At 73.7% G+C, this 15,979-nt stretch carries 11 protein-coding genes and 1 pseudogene; 4 read left to right on the plus strand and 8 right to left on the minus strand.

The window, feature by feature from the left end:
• Positions 1 to 56 precede the first annotated feature (56 nt).
• Positions 57 to 1,940, minus strand: coding sequence for an NAD+ synthase (locus ACZ5T9_RS11020; RefSeq protein WP_464833124.1), 1,884 nt, complete (start codon positions 1,938 to 1,940; stop codon positions 57 to 59).
• Positions 1,941 to 2,049: 109 nt separating this feature from the next.
• Here ACZ5T9_RS11020 and ACZ5T9_RS11025 point away from each other — a divergent pair, with 109 nt between their 5' ends.
• From ACZ5T9_RS11025 to ACZ5T9_RS11035, 3 genes are all read left to right on the plus strand, one after another.
• Complete coding sequence (locus ACZ5T9_RS11025) at positions 2,050 to 3,180, plus strand: DUF871 domain-containing protein (RefSeq protein WP_464833125.1); 1,131 nt, start codon at positions 2,050 to 2,052, stop codon at positions 3,178 to 3,180.
• Between the two features lie 348 nt (positions 3,181 to 3,528).
• Positions 3,529 to 4,611, plus strand: coding sequence for a class II aldolase/adducin family protein (locus tag ACZ5T9_RS11030; protein ID WP_464833126.1), 1,083 nt, complete (start codon positions 3,529 to 3,531; stop codon positions 4,609 to 4,611).
• A gap of 63 nt (positions 4,612 to 4,674) precedes the next feature.
• On the plus strand, positions 4,675 to 5,892 hold the full coding sequence (locus ACZ5T9_RS11035) for a zinc-dependent alcohol dehydrogenase (RefSeq protein ID WP_464833128.1): 1,218 nt from the start codon (positions 4,675 to 4,677) through the stop codon (positions 5,890 to 5,892).
• A 155-nt stretch (positions 5,893 to 6,047) separates the two neighbouring features.
• Here the strand turns inward: ACZ5T9_RS11035 and ACZ5T9_RS11040 are convergent.
• Positions 6,048 to 7,252 (minus strand): annotated as a pseudogene (locus ACZ5T9_RS11040) (winged helix-turn-helix domain-containing protein).
• Positions 7,253 to 7,317: 65 nt separating this feature from the next.
• Positions 7,318 to 8,289 carry a DUF1028 domain-containing protein gene (locus ACZ5T9_RS11045; protein ID WP_464833129.1) on the minus strand — a complete coding sequence of 324 codons (972 nt, stop codon included), beginning with the start codon at positions 8,287 to 8,289 and terminating at the stop codon, positions 7,318 to 7,320.
• Positions 8,290 to 8,788: 499 nt separating this feature from the next.
• Here ACZ5T9_RS11045 and ACZ5T9_RS11050 point away from each other — a divergent pair, with 499 nt between their 5' ends.
• The gene (locus ACZ5T9_RS11050; protein WP_006904218.1) at positions 8,789 to 9,076 is read left to right on the plus strand and encodes a GlsB/YeaQ/YmgE family stress response membrane protein; all 288 of its coding nucleotides are present in this window, start codon (positions 8,789 to 8,791) and stop codon (positions 9,074 to 9,076) included.
• A 143-nt stretch (positions 9,077 to 9,219) separates the two neighbouring features.
• Here the strand turns inward: ACZ5T9_RS11050 and ACZ5T9_RS11055 are convergent, their stop codons facing one another.
• From ACZ5T9_RS11055 to ACZ5T9_RS11075, 5 genes are all read right to left on the minus strand, one after another.
• Positions 9,220 to 10,722: a GerMN domain-containing protein gene (locus ACZ5T9_RS11055; protein ID WP_464833131.1), complete on the minus strand. Its 1,503-nt coding sequence runs from the start codon at positions 10,720 to 10,722 to the stop codon at positions 9,220 to 9,222.
• An 87-nt stretch (positions 10,723 to 10,809) separates the two neighbouring features.
• Positions 10,810 to 11,289 carry a phosphoribosyltransferase gene (locus tag ACZ5T9_RS11060; RefSeq protein ID WP_242823376.1) on the minus strand — a complete coding sequence of 160 codons (480 nt, stop codon included), beginning with the start codon at positions 11,287 to 11,289 and terminating at the stop codon, positions 10,810 to 10,812.
• 254 nt (positions 11,290 to 11,543) lie between these two features.
• Positions 11,544 to 13,616 (minus strand): ATP-binding protein, encoded by a 2,073-nt coding sequence (locus ACZ5T9_RS11065; RefSeq protein WP_464833132.1) that lies wholly within the window; start codon positions 13,614 to 13,616, stop codon positions 11,544 to 11,546.
• A gap of 284 nt (positions 13,617 to 13,900) precedes the next feature.
• Positions 13,901 to 14,824 (minus strand): response regulator transcription factor, encoded by a 924-nt coding sequence (locus ACZ5T9_RS11070; protein ID WP_006904222.1) that lies wholly within the window; start codon positions 14,822 to 14,824, stop codon positions 13,901 to 13,903.
• Between the two features lie 49 nt (positions 14,825 to 14,873).
• Positions 14,874 to 15,815 (minus strand): hypothetical protein, encoded by a 942-nt coding sequence (locus tag ACZ5T9_RS11075; RefSeq protein ID WP_006904223.1) that lies wholly within the window; start codon positions 15,813 to 15,815, stop codon positions 14,874 to 14,876.
• Positions 15,816 to 15,979 lie beyond the last annotated feature (164 nt).

Genomic DNA, 15,979 nt, shown 5'->3' on the forward strand with positions numbered 1-15,979 from the left:
GCAACCGCCGCCCGGCGGGCGGCACTCCGGAATGGCGAACGCTTCCAGGCAAACCCTCAGCCGGCGGGGGCCCCTTCGCCCCCGGAGCCCCCATCGCCCGGCATAGCTTCCCGGTAACCGCTGGTGATGGGATAGCGGCGGTCCCGGCCGAAAGCCCGGGCCGTGATCTTCGGTCCCGGAGCCGCCTGGCGCCGCTTGTACTCGCTGGTGGCCACCAGGTGGACGGTCCGGCGCACCGCTTCGGCAGGGAGCCCCCGGGGCACCAGCGCGGCGGCGGGCAAGTCTCTCTCCACATACGCTTCGAGGATCGGGTCGAGCACCGCGTAAGGGGGCAGGCTGTCCTCATCCTTCTGGCCCGGGCGCAGCTCGGCGGTGGGCGCCTTCTCCAGCACCGAGCGCGGGATCACCGGGCCCCCGGGCCAGCCGTTCCGGTAGGCCGCCAGCCGGTAGACCAGGGTCTTGGGCACGTCCTTGAGGGGCGCAAAGCCGCCGGCCATGTCGCCGTAGAGGGTGGCGTAGCCCGTGGCCAGCTCGCTCTTGTTGCCAGTGGCCAGCACGAGCCCGCCGAACTTGTTGGCCAGGGCCATGAGCAGGGTACCGCGGATGCGGGCCTGGAGGTTCTCCTCCGCCACGTCGAAGGGCCGGTCGCCGAACAGGGGCGCCAGGGCCTGCCGGAAGGCGCCGAAGATCTCGCCGATGGGGATGGTCTCAAGGCCGATGCCCAGGTTGCGGGCCACGGCCTCGGCATCGTCCAGGCTGGAGGCGGAGGTGAAGGGCGACGGCATGCGCACGCCCGTCACCTGCTGGGGGCCCAGGGCATCGGCCGCCAGGCAGGCCACCAGGGCGGAGTCGATGCCGCCGCTGAGGCCAAGCCACGCCCGGCGAAAGCCGTTCTTTTCGAAATAATCCCGCAGGGCCAGCACCAGGGCGGCGTAGACCTCCGCCTCGCCCTCCAGCACCTCCACCTGCCGGGGCGGCAGCGGTGGCCGCGACGCCTCCGGAGCCGTCCCGGGCCCCGCCACCCCGGGCACCGCAACCCCCGGCCCAGCCACCGGGCCCGGGAGCCGCCCACCTGGGCCGCCTCCGGCGGCCGGTTCGTCCAGGTCGACATGCTCGACCCGGGCCGCCTCCTCGGGCGTCACCGGCATGTGGCGGTAACGGGGCTCGTGCCAGCGGGCCACGGCGGCGACCGCCGGGTCGTAGTCCCAGAAGAACAGGTCCTCGGCAAAGGGGCGGCCCCGGGCGGCGACCTGGCCGCCGGCGTCGACCACCAGGCTGTGGCCGTCGAAGACCAGCTCGTCCTGGCCGCCCACCAGGTTGGCGTAGACGATGGCCACACCCAAGTCGGTGGCCCGGGTGATCAGCAGCCCCTCCCGCTCCCGGGGCTTGCCCATGTGGTACGGGGAGGCGGACAGGTTGAGCAGGATCTCCGCCCCGCCGGCCAGGGCCTGCTCCCGGATGGGCCCGTGGGGGTACCAGAGGTCTTCGCAGATACTGACGCCCAGGGCCACGCCCCGCAGGTGCAGCACCAGGGCTCGCCGGCCGGGGGCGAAGTACCGCTCCTCGTCGAATACCCCGTAGTTGGGCAAGAACCGCTTGCAGGCCACCGCCCTGATCTGCCCGCCCTGGAGTACCGCGGCGGCGTTGTAGAGGTCCCGGTCCCTGTGGACAAACCCCACCAGGGCCACGGGCCCCGCGGCCAGCTCCCCGGCCAGCCACCCCAGCCAGTGGCGGGTGGCGTCGAGGAAGGCCGGCCGGAAGACCAGATCTTCCGGCGGATAACCCGTCAGGGCCAGCTCGGGGAAGACCACCAGGTCAGCGCCGGTTTGAGCGGCATCGGCCGCGAACCGGGCCAGCTTGCGGGCGTTGCCTTCCAGATCGCCCACCGTGACGTTGACCTGGGCGACGGCGATGCGCAAGGGAGCGGCAGCAGGGTCCAAGGCGGTTCCTCCCCGGTGTGGAAGCTATGGAAGGAGTTCGCCTGTAGTGTAGACATCCCCCGGGCCAGGGTCAACGCGCCGGCCCGGATCCTCCCAGGGAGGTTGTCCCATGGACGAACAGGCTCCCCACGAACAGGCTCCCGCCCTCACCCTGGGCGTGGCCATCTACCCGGGCTACGGACCGGAGGGCAGCGAGGCGGCCATCACCCGCCTGCTGGAACAGGCGGCCCGGCACGGTTACACCGAGGTCTTCACGTCCCTGCACCTGCCCGAGGCATCGCCGGCCGCCACCGCCGGCTTGCTGGAGCGGCTGGCCGGGTTGGCCGGCCGCCTGGGCCTGCGCCTCTGGGCCGACGTGGCACCCCCCGCCCTGGCGGCCCTGGGCGCCACCCCCGGCGACCTGGCGCCCCTGGCCCGCCTCGGCCTGGCCGCCCTGCGGGTCGACTACGGTTACGACGCCCCCGCCATCGCCGCCATGACCCGCAACCCTTACGGCCTGGACGTGGTGCTCAACGCCAGCACCGTGACGGCGGCCGACCTGGACCGTATCCTGGCGGCCGGCGCCCGGCCCGAACGGCTGGCGGCCTGCCACAACTTCTACCCGCGCCCGGAAACGGGGCTGGGTCTGGACTTCTTCCGTCACCGGTCGGAGGAACTGGCGCGGCGCGGCATCCGGGTGGCCGCCTTCGTCCCCTCCCAGGCCGGCCGCCGGGGACCCCTGCGGGAAGGGTTGCCCACCCTGGAGCGCCACCGCCGCCTTCCCCCCGACCGGGCCGCGGCCGAACTGCGGGCCCTGGGTTGCGTACACACGGTGCTCTTTGGCGACCCCGGCCCGTCTCCGGCGGAACTGCAGGGGGTGCGGGAGGTGTGGCTGGGCGACGGTGTGCCCCTGCGGGTGCGCCTCCACCCCGCGGCGACGGCCGCCGAGCGGCACATCCTGCTGGACGTCGTCCACGTGAACCGGGTCGACCCGGCCGAAGCGGTGCTGCGCTCGACAGCCTCCCGGGCCTACGCGGGCCAGGGGGCGATGATCGAACCGCGGCCGGCGGAACCCCGGCCCCGGGGCACGGTGACGGTGGACAATGCCGGCTACCTGCGCTATGCGGGCGAGCTGCAGGTGACCCTGCAGGACCTTCCCGCCGACCCGCGGGTCAACGTGGTGGCCTGGGTCCACCCCGACGACGTGCCGCTGCTGGACCTTCTGGGACCGGGAGCCCGTTTCCGCTTCGTAGCCGGCTGATCCAGTTCATGGGTTCCGCACCCCCTGAAGCGTGCGGGCCTGCCCGCGGGTGCGTGGCCGGCGCGGGCCCGCTGGAGCGGGCCCGCGGCCCGCCACCGGGAGGAACCCGCCCCTTTCTTCCTAAAATGTCATGCAGCGATGCGGGACAGACTACCACCGGTGGCAGGGGTTGCCCAGGCCTGCCAGGCCCGCCGTGCCGGGGGATGCGTGCGGCGCGGGCAGCCACCGGCCGGCGGTCCCCTGCCCCGCCAGGCCCGCGGGCGGCATGCCGCCGGGGGATTCCCCCCGCCCCGGCCGGAGCGGCCCGCCGGCCGTGCTCCATGCCAGCCTCGAGGGAGGGGATTGGTCATGCGTTACGCCCTGCTGGCCCCGGCGCGGGACGACTTCTTGGGGCGCCTGATCGCCGGCCTGCGCGGCGTGCTGGACCTGCACGGGCATGAGCCCACCACCGCCGACGACCCCGACCTGGGCCTGGCCATCCAGGTGGCCGACCCGGCCGATCCGCGGCCCTTCCGGCGCCAGTCCCGGGGCACCTTCGTCGTGACCCTGATGGAGGGAGAGCCCGGGGCCAACCTGCTCCAGCGGGCCTACCCGTACCTGGTCCGCACCTTGTCGAACCTGCTGATCTACGTCACCGATGAAGACGGCCGGCGCACGCTGCACTTCATCACGCCGGAACTCGGCCACTACCAGGTGGCTTACGAAACCCGCAACGAGGGCGCCTTCTTCGAAGAGGTGTACGAGCGGCTGCGGCCCCTGGCCCAGTCCCGGTTCGTCCTGGACAACGTGTTCGAACCCGACCTGCCGGAAGCGCTCTGGGAGGGCAACGACACCACCCGTGCCCTGGCCCGGGCCGGCCGGCGGCTGGCGGCGCTGGACCTTTTGCCGGCACCGTTCCCGCTGGAGGAGTACCTCTCCCCCCGGGACCTGCGCCACCTGAAGCTGCTGTACGGCATCGGGGGCTTGAGCTACGGCAACCTGAGCGCCCGCCACGAGGGCAACACCTTCTGGATGAGCGCCAGCGGGATCGACAAGTCGCGGATGGAGGTGGTGGGCCGCGACATCCTGCTGGTCAAGGACTACGATCCCGAGCGCCAGGCGATGATCCTCAGCGTGCCGGCGGGCATCGAACCGCGGCGGGTCTCCGTCGACGCCATCGAGCACTGGATGATCTACCGGGAGCACCCCGAGGTGCAGGCGATCATCCACGTCCATGCCTGGATGGACGGGGTGCCCTCCACGGAGGCCAACTACCCGTGCGGCACCTACGAGCTGGCCACGGCGGTGGCGGAGCTGGTGCGCCAGGCGCCCGACCCGGCCGCGGCGGTCATCGGGCTCAAGAACCACGGCCTGACCATCACCGGCCGGTCGCTGGACGACATCTTCGAGCGCATCGAGGGGCGGATCCAGCGCCAGGTGCCCATGAGCTGAAGCGGCGCCTGAAGTGGTAGGTAAAGCGGCGCCCCGGCGCCTGTCGGGAGAGGAGGCGGCTGCATGAAGGCCCTGGTCTACCGGCTCTCGCTGCCCCGGGTGGTCCTGGCCAAGCTGCTGGCCCATCGCTGGCCCTGGCTGGTGTACGGTCCCGCCGGGCCGGTGACCTATACCGACTGGCCCGACCCGGTGCTGCCGGGGGACGACTGGGCCGTCGTCGCACCGCGCCTGTCGGGCCTCTGCGGCTCGGACATGGGGGTCATCGCCGCCCACACCTCCCCCTCCGCCTCCCCCTTCAGTTCCTTTCCGGCGGTGCTCGGTCATGAGGTGGTCGGGGTCATCGCCGAGGCAGGCGCCCGGGTCCCGTGGCCTGCCGGCACCCGGGTGGTCATCGACCCGTCCATCTCGTGCACCATGCGGGGGCTGCCGCCCTGCGCCCAGTGCCAGCGGGGTTTCCCCTACCTCTGCCAGAACTGCACCGGCGGGGCCCTGGCCCCCGGGTTTCTGGTGGGCTACTGCCGCGACCTGCCCGGCGGCTGGGCCCAGCGGATGCTGGCCCATGCCATGCAGCTCCACCCCGTGCCCGACACCATCCCGGACGAACGGGCCGTGCTGGTGGAGCCCCTGGCCATCGCCGCCCACGGCCTGCTGCGCCGGCCGCCTGCGCCGGGCGCCCGGGTGCTGGTGATCGGCGCCGGCACCATCGGGCTCTCGGCGGTGGCCGCCCTGCGGCTGCTGGGCTATGGGGCCCACGTCACCGTGGCCGCGCGCCACGGCATGCAGGCCCAGCTGGCCCGGGAGCTGGGTGCCGACCAGGTGGTGGCGCCCCAGGACCTGGGGCGCGCCGCCGTGGAAGCGGGCGCCCGGGCCTTCCGCCCCCTGCTGGGCCGCGATGTCTACCGGGGCGGGTTCGACCTGGTGATCGATTGCGCCGGGACCCGCCGTTCCCTGGATGACGCCCTGCGGCTGGCCCGGGAGGGCGGTACCGTGATCCTGCTGGGTGCCGCCGGGGAGATCTCCCGCCTTGACTGGACCTTCGTCTGGATGCGGGAGCTGGACATCGTGGGCGCCGTGGGCTACGGCCTCGAGCAGGTGGGCGGGCGGGCCGTCCACACCTTCGATCTGGTGCTGGAGGCCCTGGCCCGCCACCCCGATCTCCCGGTGGAGCGGATGGTCACCCACCGCTTCCCCCTGGCCCGCTACCGCGAGGCCCTCAAGGCGGCCCTGGACCGGCGCGCCTCGGGGGCGGTGAAGATCGTCTTCACGCCGGGCGAGGGCTGACGGTCACCGGGCCTTGGCGCTCACGCCCACCGGCCCCCGGACTCCTTTCCCCGGGATGGCGGCTCCCGGGAAGGATCCGATGCCGGAATGGTGGATCCCGGGATGGGCGCGCCGGACCTGGACCTGGTGCCCGGGCGGCATGACCCGCTGCAGCTTCAGCGGCGCGCCGCCACCTCGATGGACTCCGCCGCCAGGTACCGGCCCAGGCGCTCGAGCTCCGCCTCCACCGCCCGCCGGATCTCCCTGCGGTGCTCTTGCCGGGCAGGCTCCAGCTCCAGCCGCTGAAGCACCAGCGTGCGGCCAGCCTGGCGGAACTCCAGGTCGATCCGGCCCACCAGCCCGTTCCGGTACAGCACGGGCATGGTGTAGGGCCCGTAACGCCGCTTGTGGGCCGGAAGATAGATCTCCCAGGTGTACTCAAAGCCAAAGAGGTCCTGCAGCCGGGACCGCCGCCACAGCAGGTTGTCCAGGGGCGGGAGGAACCGCGCCTCGTGCAGCGCCGGCAGATCGGCCGCCCGCTCCAGGACAGGACGGTCTTCGGCCAAGGCGTAGTAAACCCGCCGGACTCCCTCCACGGCCACCTGCACCCACTGGCCCGCCGCCACCCGCCGTTCGGCCTCCTGGCGCCGCCGCGCCGCCGGCCAGCGCTGCCACCCGAAGCAGGGGTCGCCGGCGTCGAAGAGGACCATCGCCTGGGCGTAGTGGCGCAGGCGCTGTTCCGCCGCCTCCGCTTCGTCCAGCTCCTGGCGGGCGACGCCGTCCGGCAGGACCCGTTCCGGGAGGTCATACCACCGCTCGTTGCCCCGCCGCCACCGGACCACCAGGCGGCCTTCCTCCCAGAGGTGCTGGAGGGCCTGGCTCACGGCCCGGGTCCGGGGGACATCCCGATCCCAGTAGCCGACCACCCGCTCCGGCGCTTCAAGCTGGGCGCGGAGACGGGGCCGGAGGCCTCCACCAGGGCCAGGATCCGCTCCATCCACTGCCGTACGGCGGGCTCCAGCTCGGCCTCCCCGTATCGCCGGAAGGCCGGCCGGAAGGCCGGATACAGGGATGCGGGCAGGATGCACCGGGCATGGCACCAGGCCTCGAAGACCCGGCCCCGCTGGTACAGATCTTCCAGCCACGCCGGCCGGTACTCGCCCATGCGGTTGAAGAGCACCAGGTGGTGATTGCGGTCCACCACATTGACCGGGTCCAGCTGGATCGCACCCAGCCGCTTCAGTACCGCCTCCACGCCGGCCGGCCCCGTGGGCGTACTGGAGCGGGACCCGGCCAGGCCGAGCCGGAAAAGCAGGTAAGCCGCCGCCTGCTGGCGGGTGATGCGGATGGCGGAATGGGACGGACGCGTACCCGGTGTCATATCACCCAGGCCACCCTGTCCACGGCCTCCCTTTGCCGGTCCTGCCCTTCACCGGGGCGTTCCGGTCACCGGCTCCGGGCCGACCCCGCCCCGCCGTCGCCCGCTTGCCGCCGGGCCAGGGACCGGAGGTAATCCAGCACATCCCCGTCCATGACCTCCGGGCCCACCACCCGCTCCTCGAAGTTCTCGTTGAGCTGGAAGGCCTGCAGGGCGCTGAGGGTCGCCTCGTCCAGCCGGCCGGTGAGGGGCCCCCGGTAGTAGCCCGTCGCCAGGAGGAGCTGCTGGATCTCCCCCACCACGGGACCCTCCAGGCGCACCTGCCGGCTCGGGTCGGGCGTCCCGAAGTAGAGCCGGTGGAGGCGCATCAGCCGGTCCAGCTCCTCGATGGGCCGCGGGTGGTCGTCGACCCGCAGGTCCAGCCAGCGGTCGTTGTAACCGCCGTAGCCACCCTGGGGTTTGACCACCAGCAGGGCGGCCGACTGCTGCCCGCGCCGGTCGCCACCCGCCGCCTGGGCCGCGCGCAGCGCCTCGATCAGGCGCTCCTCCATGGGCAGGCCGCGGTCGCGGGCCGCCTCGTAGGCCCGGGCCATCTCGTCCACCACGGCGGGACCAGCCAGGATGTTGCCCTGGCAGGCATACCCCTCGCCCACCCGGTGCCCGGCCCACTCGAAGCAGGCCTTGCCCGTGTAGGCTGCCGCCCGCCCCTGGGCGTCGACCACCCCCAGCTGGCGGTGATCCCGCTCGGGGTCGGCCTCCACCAGGCGGGCCACCACCTCTTCCGCCGAGAGGCCCTGGCGCAACAGCGCCAGGCCGTCGGGGCCGTAGCTCACGTTGGCCCAGGCCTGGGTGGCGATGGCGCCGGTGCCCGCTTCGGCCCAGGGCACCACCGCCCCGACGGCGAGGAACTTGGACTGGACTCCGATCCCCCAGATGCCGGCTGCAGGGTCCGCCGCCACGATGGAGAAGGTTGCGACCCACGGCGTACCGCCCGGTGTCCGCGTCCGGCCGCCACGGCCCGCCTGCACCTGCATAGCCATCCCCCCGTCGCCCGGTCTTATATCGCTGCGGGTTCTATATCACTGCGGGTTCCTGGGGCCGACGCCGGCCGGGGCCCCGGCGGTACGCCGCCCACGGAACACGTATTCGCCTTTCCGCCATTCGCCGGCGTGCCCGTCGTTCCCTGCCGGCCGGGCCGCCAAGTCCTCCTCCACCTGCGCGGTGAACCGGGCGGCTTCTCCCGCCCAGCCCGTCCGGGATGTGATTTGCGTAGAAATGGCTTGATTTATGAAGTTTCGGAAAGTATGAATGACGCAGTTCTTATATTCCGGCCTTGCGATTTGCTTCCACTTCCGCTAAAGGCTACCCTTCGACTTTGACCTTCCCTGACGATCCTGCATACGGTGAAGGCAGAAGGCCGGCCCGGCCGGGCCCGGGCGGCCGGCTCGCCGGTCTTCCCGGAAGCGACCCGCCGGTCCGCCGGCCCGCAAGGGCACGGCGGCCGGCCTCGAACCCTGGACGCAAAGGAGGGCGGTTGCGATGATGGGTGTGCTTGGTTGGGTGGCCGCCATCGTCGCCGGTCTGATCCTTGGGTGGGCCGTAGGCCGTTACGCCATCGGTGGCCGCCAGTTCCCCGGCAACCTGCCCGGCTCGCTGGTGACGGGTGTCATCGGCGGCGTCCTGGGTGCCTTCATCCCGGGCAACTGGGGCTGGACCCTGGACGGCGCCAACATGATCGCGGCCATCCTGGCGTCGGCGGTCCTCACCTGGCTGGTCGGCTACTTTGGCGGCAAGCAGGAGAGCAAGTCCGCGGGTACCTCCAGCTGACGCAGCGCGCTGGCGCAGCGTGAAAGGGCGGCGGCACCGGGAACCCGGGCTCCCGGTGCCGCCGCCCCTTTTCCCATGGATCCCTTCGCCCGGCCGTACCGGCCCGGCTGCTGCCGCACCGGCCGGGCCGTGGCCGTGCCAGCCTACCGGTTCTTGTCCGCCGGCAGCGCCCGGATGGTGTCGATCCACCAGACACCCTTCTCGCCCCGGCGCACCGGCTGAGTCAAGATCACCTCGTAGTCCCGGCCGTCGTGCTTGACCCGCACCACCGCCTGCCCCCGGCCGAGGTCCACGTTGACCAGGGTGAACTCGTCGCTGTAGGGGTCGAAGCCGTAAAGGCCACCCTGGTACCGCACGGCGTCCACCGGGTCGAGGCGCCAGAGGTTGGCGCCGCCGTCCACTTCCTCCTGCCAGTCCCGCACCAGGCCGGCATCCACCGGCTTGCGCCCCGTCTGCACGGCCCGCGAGCGGATGTCATGGATCACCCAGATGCCCCGCTCGCCCTGCTCCCGGGGCTGGATCATGTGCAAGGTGTAATAGCTGTCGCCGTGGCGCACCCGGACCAGCGCCTCGCCCACGCCGGAACCCTCGCCCCGGTCGGTCCGGTGGAGCAGCACGTACTCGTCCCAGCCGTAGAACCCGAAGGTGGTGGCCAGGTACCGGGCCGCCTCCACAGGGTCCGTGAGCCACTGCATCCGCCCCTGGACGACCTCGCCCTGGAAGAAGTTCATCACCGCGTCGTCGATCTCCATCTGCCAGGGCGTCCACCCGCCGCCGGCGGCGCCGGACGAACCGGCCCCCTGGCTCCCGGCGGAGGCTGCCGCTCCGGCCGCCTGGCTTGCAGCCTCCCCGCCGGCCGGTTCATCCGCGGCAGGACCCGGCACCGCCCCCGGCACGGGGCCGCCAGGCACGATCATCAGCCGCTCCAAAGGCCTGTCGATGGCGATGTGCCCCGCCAGGGTCTCCACCGGCTTGCCCTCCACCAGGATCTGCACCCGGCGGATGCCCGGGATGCCCGTCAGCGTTTGGACGACGGCGTGGATGGTCACGCCCTCGCCGTAGCTGCCGCCGGGGTGGTTCTTGACCAGTTCCTCGGAGAAGTTGACGTAGGCCGTCTGCTGGCTGTCATCGACGGACACCGACAGCACCCGGGTCCCCCGCGGCAGCACCGAAACGAAGGGCGAGTTCTCTGGGGGCTCCAGCAGGTTCTCGACGGCGATGCGCGCCAGGTCGGCGGTACGCTGGGGCCGGTCGACGGTCCGCCGCCAGGGCCAGGGATCCAGCACGCCCGAGCGGGACCCGTAGAAGAGGGTGATGGTGACGCGCTCGTCAGCGGGGTTGGGAACGATGGCCGGCGCTCCCTCCAGATCGGTGGACGCCGGTGGGAGGCCGTCTTCCGCCCCGGCTGCGTCGGGAGCGATCACCAGCTCGTTGGGACCGCCGACGGCCGCCTGGCCGCATGCGGCCAGGCCCAGGGACGCCACCAGCAGCAGCGCCACGGCGACCGCGGCAGCCCGATGCCGGCCCGGCCGGGCGGATTGGACGGGCCCCGCGGCCGCCTGCCGCCGCAACGGGTGGGGCCCCCGGGCAGCAGGGCGGTACGACAAGAGCAGCCCTTTGAGGGAAAAAACGTCTTGGCTGGACACGATGGCCTCCCCTCCACCAGCCATCGTACCGCAACGCGGTTACGCACGTTTATCAGCAAGGTGTCGGAGAAGTTGCAAAACCCGTCGTTACCGCTCCGATTCGGGATCCCACGGATAGACGATCCACTCGTCGGTTTCCTCGGCGTAGTAGTCCGGCCGCCCCGGCACCACCGAGCGCTGGGGCTTGAAGTGCATGACGGCCACGGCGGGATGGCCGCCCGCCTCTTCCACCCGGTGGCGCACAGCGGCCACGGTGCGGCCGCTGTCCCAGACGTCGTCCACGATCAGCACGCGCTTCCCCTTCAGGTAGGGGTCGGGCGGGAACTGCAGGAAGGTGGGGCGGTCGAGGGTCTCCCCCACCCCGGTGTAGAACATCACGGCCGCGACCAGGATGTTGCGCATGCCCGTCTTTTCGCTGATCAGGCAGGCCGGCACCATGCCGCCGCGGGTAATCACCAGCATGGCATCGTACTCGTCGATGCGGATCTGCTGCAGCAGCCGGTCGACCAGCTGCTCGATGTCCTGCCACGTCAGGTATTTCTTCACCGGCTGGCTGATAGCGGTCACCCCCAAGGGCCGGATTCGGCGGACGAACGGGCCCTCGCCCGGCCCGCCGCCTGGTCGTCCGGAAATGGCATGCCTCGCGGCCGCGCCTCGAAACGTGCCGGCCGCATCGGCCTTCGTCCGCGAAATTGGTTACATTGTACCGAATCCGCGCGGAACCACGGTACCGGCCGTGACCAGCCCTTGCCCCCTGGCGCAGCGGCGCGGGACGGGACCGTCCCCGGACGAGGAGAAGGCGGGAGGAGGCAGGCGCCGGATCAGCCTGCGGCCCTGGCCCCTGGCGCCGCACCCGGCGCCGTCACGGCCGACGCCCCGGCCCCGCCGGCCGCCGCCGTACCGGCGCCCGCAGCCGTCCCGCCCAGCGGCCACTCCACCACAGGCCAGTACAGGGCGAAGGCGCTGCCCCGCCCGGGCTGGCTGGCCACGGCCACCACGCCGTCATGGAGGCGCAGGATCTCCCGCACGATGCTCAGACCCAGGCCGGCCCCACCCGCATCGCCGCCCCGGGCCCGTGCCCGGTCCACGCGGTAGAAGCGCTCGAACAGGTGGGGAAGCTCCTCGGCAGGAATGCCGGGGCCGCGGTCGATCACCCACACCCAGGCGACCCGCGGGCTCCGCCGGAGGGGATCGTCGTCGCCCACCACGCGATAGGCGGGCTCGTCCTGGACGCCCTGAACGGCGCCCGCGGGCGGGCCGGCCCCATCCGGCGGGCGGGCGGCCGCTGCCTGGGGAGGCGGGCCGCCCGGCCCGGCCGGCGCCACGGCCGGCCCCTCCCCCGCAGCCCCCGGCGCGGGCGGCTGCGCGGGCTCCGGCAGCGGACCGGGATCGCCATCCCGCCCCGCGCCCGGCTGCCGGGCAGGCTCCGGCCCGGCAGCCGCTCCACCCGCCGGGCCCGGACCGGCCCCCGGGCCCCAGGGACTCCCCGCTCGAGCCCCGGGTACGGCCCCACCTCCCGCAGCCCTCGCCGCACCGTCCCCACCGGCAGGTGCTGCCGCGGCCGCTTCGCCCCCGTGGCCTGGGGCGCCGGTGCCCGGGCCTAGCGCCTCCCCGGCACCGCCTGCGCCCGCTGCCCCGACCCCCGGAGCCGGCGGCTCCGGAGAGGCCGGTTCGTCCGGCCGGGCCAGCTCGGCGGCCAGGGCGGCGCCAGCCGCCGCGGCGGCGAAGCCCACCTGCTCGCCGAAGACCACCCGCACCAGGCCGGGCCCGCCGTATTTCATGGCGTTCTCCAGGAGGTTGGTGATGGCCCGCTCCATCTTGGTCCGGTCGACCAGCACCTGGGGATTGCCCCGGCCTTCCAGGCGGATCCGGCAACCCAGCCGGCGGGCCTCCGGCTCCAGCCACCCCGCCACCACCGTCACCAGCTCCGCCAGCGGCACAGGCCGCAGGTCGACGGTTTCCTTCTCCCGGTCCAGCCGGGCCAGGGTGAGCAGGCTGGAGGTCAGCCGCGCCAGGCGCTCCACCTGGTCGTCGATGTCGCGGAGGAACTCGCGGTAGTCCTCAAGGGTGGCGTCGGGGTCGTGGATCAGGGCATCGGTCAGGGTCTTCAGGGCGGCCACGGGCGTGCGCAGTTCGTGGGACGCGCTGGCGATGAAGTCGCGCCGGGACTCGTCGATGCGGGCCAGGTGGGCCGCCATGTCGTTGAAGGCCCGGGCCAGCTGGGCCAGCTCGTCCCCGCCCCGGGCCGGCACCCGCTCGTCGAACCGGCCGCGGGCGATGCGCCCCGCCGCCCGGGCCAGCTCCCGCAGCGGCGCCGCCAGGTAGGCACCGAACAGGTAGGCCACGGCTCCGGCCCCCAGGGCGATGAGGGCCCCCAGCTGCACCATGCGCCGGCGGATCTGGTCCACGGCGGCAAAGACGTCGGTCACGTCGGTGGACAGGACCACGGCCCCGGCCACCCGGTCGCCCGCCCCGCGCACCGGCGCCGCGGCGTACATGGCGTACCGGCCGTCGGGCAGCCGGCGGACGCCGGCACGGCTCACCCCCTGCAGGGCGCTGACGATCTCGATGTGTTCCAGGCGGTGGCCCACCAGGCTGGCATCGGTGCCCGCCGCCGTGTCGGCCAGGACGAACCCGGCGTCGTCCACGGCCAGCAGCCGGCCCAGGTCCTGCAGGCGCAGGGCCGCCACCTGGTTGGCCAGCCGCTCCCGGTCGCCTTCGGCGATGGCATCGCCCAGGCTGCCGGCGAAGAAGGCTGCCGTAGCCAGGGCCCGGGACTGCCGGTCGCGCAGCAGCACACCCCGGGTGGTGTCGCTGGCCACCTGGACCGTCACGGCCAGGCTGGTCAGGGTCACGGCCAGCAAGGCCAGGATGATCTTCCAGCGCAGGGACAAGGTACCCGTCTCCCGATGGCAAGGGTGGTACGGAGGGGCGGCGGGCGCCCGCCGGAACGGCCGGGGCTCCCGCCGCGGCTCCCGCCGGGGGCGGCGATGCGGCCGGCCAGCCGGTGGCCTCGTGGCACCGCAGCACCGCCGGGCCGCGTCCCGGAGCACGGGCGGCGCCCCTTCCGCGACATGGCGCCGGCGCTCGGACCGGTCCCTGCCGGGTACCGTTCCCGGCCACCGCTTGACGGCCCCCGCCGGCCTCCGGCGGTGACGGGGGTGCTCCCCACCCGGCGCTAGCGGCCTACGCCGGTCCCGGGCTCCGCCTCCCCACCGCCCAGGCGGCGGGCGATCTCCTCCGGCTCAGCAAAATAGTAGCCCACACCCCACTTGGTACGGACGAAGACGGGATGGGCGGGGTCCGGTTCCAGGCGCTCCCGCAGCCGGCGCACCGCCACGTCCACGGTGCGCGTGTCGCCCGCGTAGTCGTACCCCCATACCTGTTCCAGCAGCTGTTCCCGGGTGTAGACACGACCCGGCCGCTGGGCCAGCACCAGCAGGAGGTCGAATTCCCGGGGGGTCAGCTCCACGGCGCGCCCCTGGAGCGTCACCCGGTAGCGGGCCCGGTCGATGCGCAACGGTCCCCGTACCAGGACCTCCCCCTCGCCCTCCCCCGGGGCTGCGGCCCCTGGAGCCGCCCCGGCCGTCCCCTGCCCCGTGGCCGGCCCTGCCCCGGCGGCTGCCCCCGCCGCCCCCGTACCGCCGGGGGTCCTGCCCGGCCCACCGGCCGGGGCGCCGGCGCGGCCGGGCGCCACGGGCGTCCCCACGGCCACGCCGGCCGCCACCCCGCCGGCCGGCTTCACCCTCCGCAGGACCGCCCGGATGCGGGCGATCAGCTCGCGCGGGTTGAAAGGTTTCACCACGTAGTCGTCGGCCCCCAACTCGAGCCCGACGATGCGGTCCACGTCCTCGTCCCGCGCGGTCAGCATGATGATGGGGACCTGGGACGTCTTGCGCACTTCCCGGCAGACCGTCAGGCCGTCGACCTCGGGCAGCATCAGGTCGAGGATGATGAGGTCGATGCCGCCCGCCGCGAACCTCTCCAGGGCCTGGCGCCCGTCGGTGGCCACCTCCACCTCGAAGCCCGCCTGCTCCAGGCTCCGGCGCAGGCCCTTGACCAGGGCGGCCTCGTCATCCACCAGCAGGATCCGCTCGGACACGGCACCGCCTCCTTCCCATCCGGCGCGGGGGATCTCCCCGAACAAGACGCTACCGCAAGCGGGCCAGTTCCGGGACCAGGCGCTCCATGTCCTGGGCAAGCTCGTCGAGGGCACCGGTCCAGGCGGCGGGCACGCTGGCGGGGGCCAGAGCCCCGGCCACGCTGCCCGCCAGAGCGGCCAACACCGGCGCCACCGGCGCCGCGCCGGGTGAAGCGGCACCGGGCAACCCGGCGCCGGCCGCCTCCTGGATGGCCCGCCCGGCGTCACCGCAGGCTGCCGCCAGGACCAGCGCAAAGGGGACGGCCCGGCTGGGTTCAAGGCCAGGTTCCCAGCGACTGCGCAGGATGGCGGCCAGCCGGCCCGGTGGCTCGCCCGCCCCCCGCCCCGCCAGGGTCAGGCGCAGGGTGTCCAGGGCATGGGCCACGGCGGCGGCCGGCTCTTCACCCCCTGCGGCCGAACCTGCCACCGCCACGGCCGCGGCCGCGGCTTCGGTGGCCCGGTCCAGCACCGCCTCCGGCCCCTCCCCCGCCACCGCTGCCGACACGGCTGCAGCGACGGCGGCGGCCGCCGCCAGGGCTGCGGGAGCCGGCGGCGGGACCGGCGCGGCACCGGCCACCACCTGGACCAGGGCAACCCCGTCCTCCACCAGCCACTGCAGATCGTCAGGCCGGTTGATGAGGCCGGCCACCACCGCCCACAGCGCCGGATCCAGGGGACCGGGCGCAGAACCGGCCAGGGCGGCGGTGACCTCCACAGGCGGGCTGGGGTCGACCCGGCCCTCGCCGGCGGCGACGGCCCGGGCCAGGGCGATCACCAGGCGGGTCGCCGGGCCCACGCGGAGGCCGGCTGGGCCCGCCGGGGGCGTCGTGGGCCACCCGGACGCGGCCTGGGGGGAACCCCAGGCCCGTCCCACGGCCTCTCCACAAGCCAGGCCCCACAGGGCCGCGGCAATCCGCCGGCCGGCGGGTTCGTCCACAGGCGATGACGTCAACGCCCTTGCTCACCTCACCTAGGGCGCGGGCGCGTCCTGCCGATCCATGCAGCCCGTCCGGCGGCACCAGCGGCCCCCGTCCGGCGGGATGGCCTGGCCCGCCGGGGGAAGGGCGATGCCCACCCTCCCCGCGACCGGTGCCGGTCCCGGTCCGGCGTCCGGGC

It is taken from the genome of Thermaerobacter nagasakiensis, from assembly GCF_055396825.1.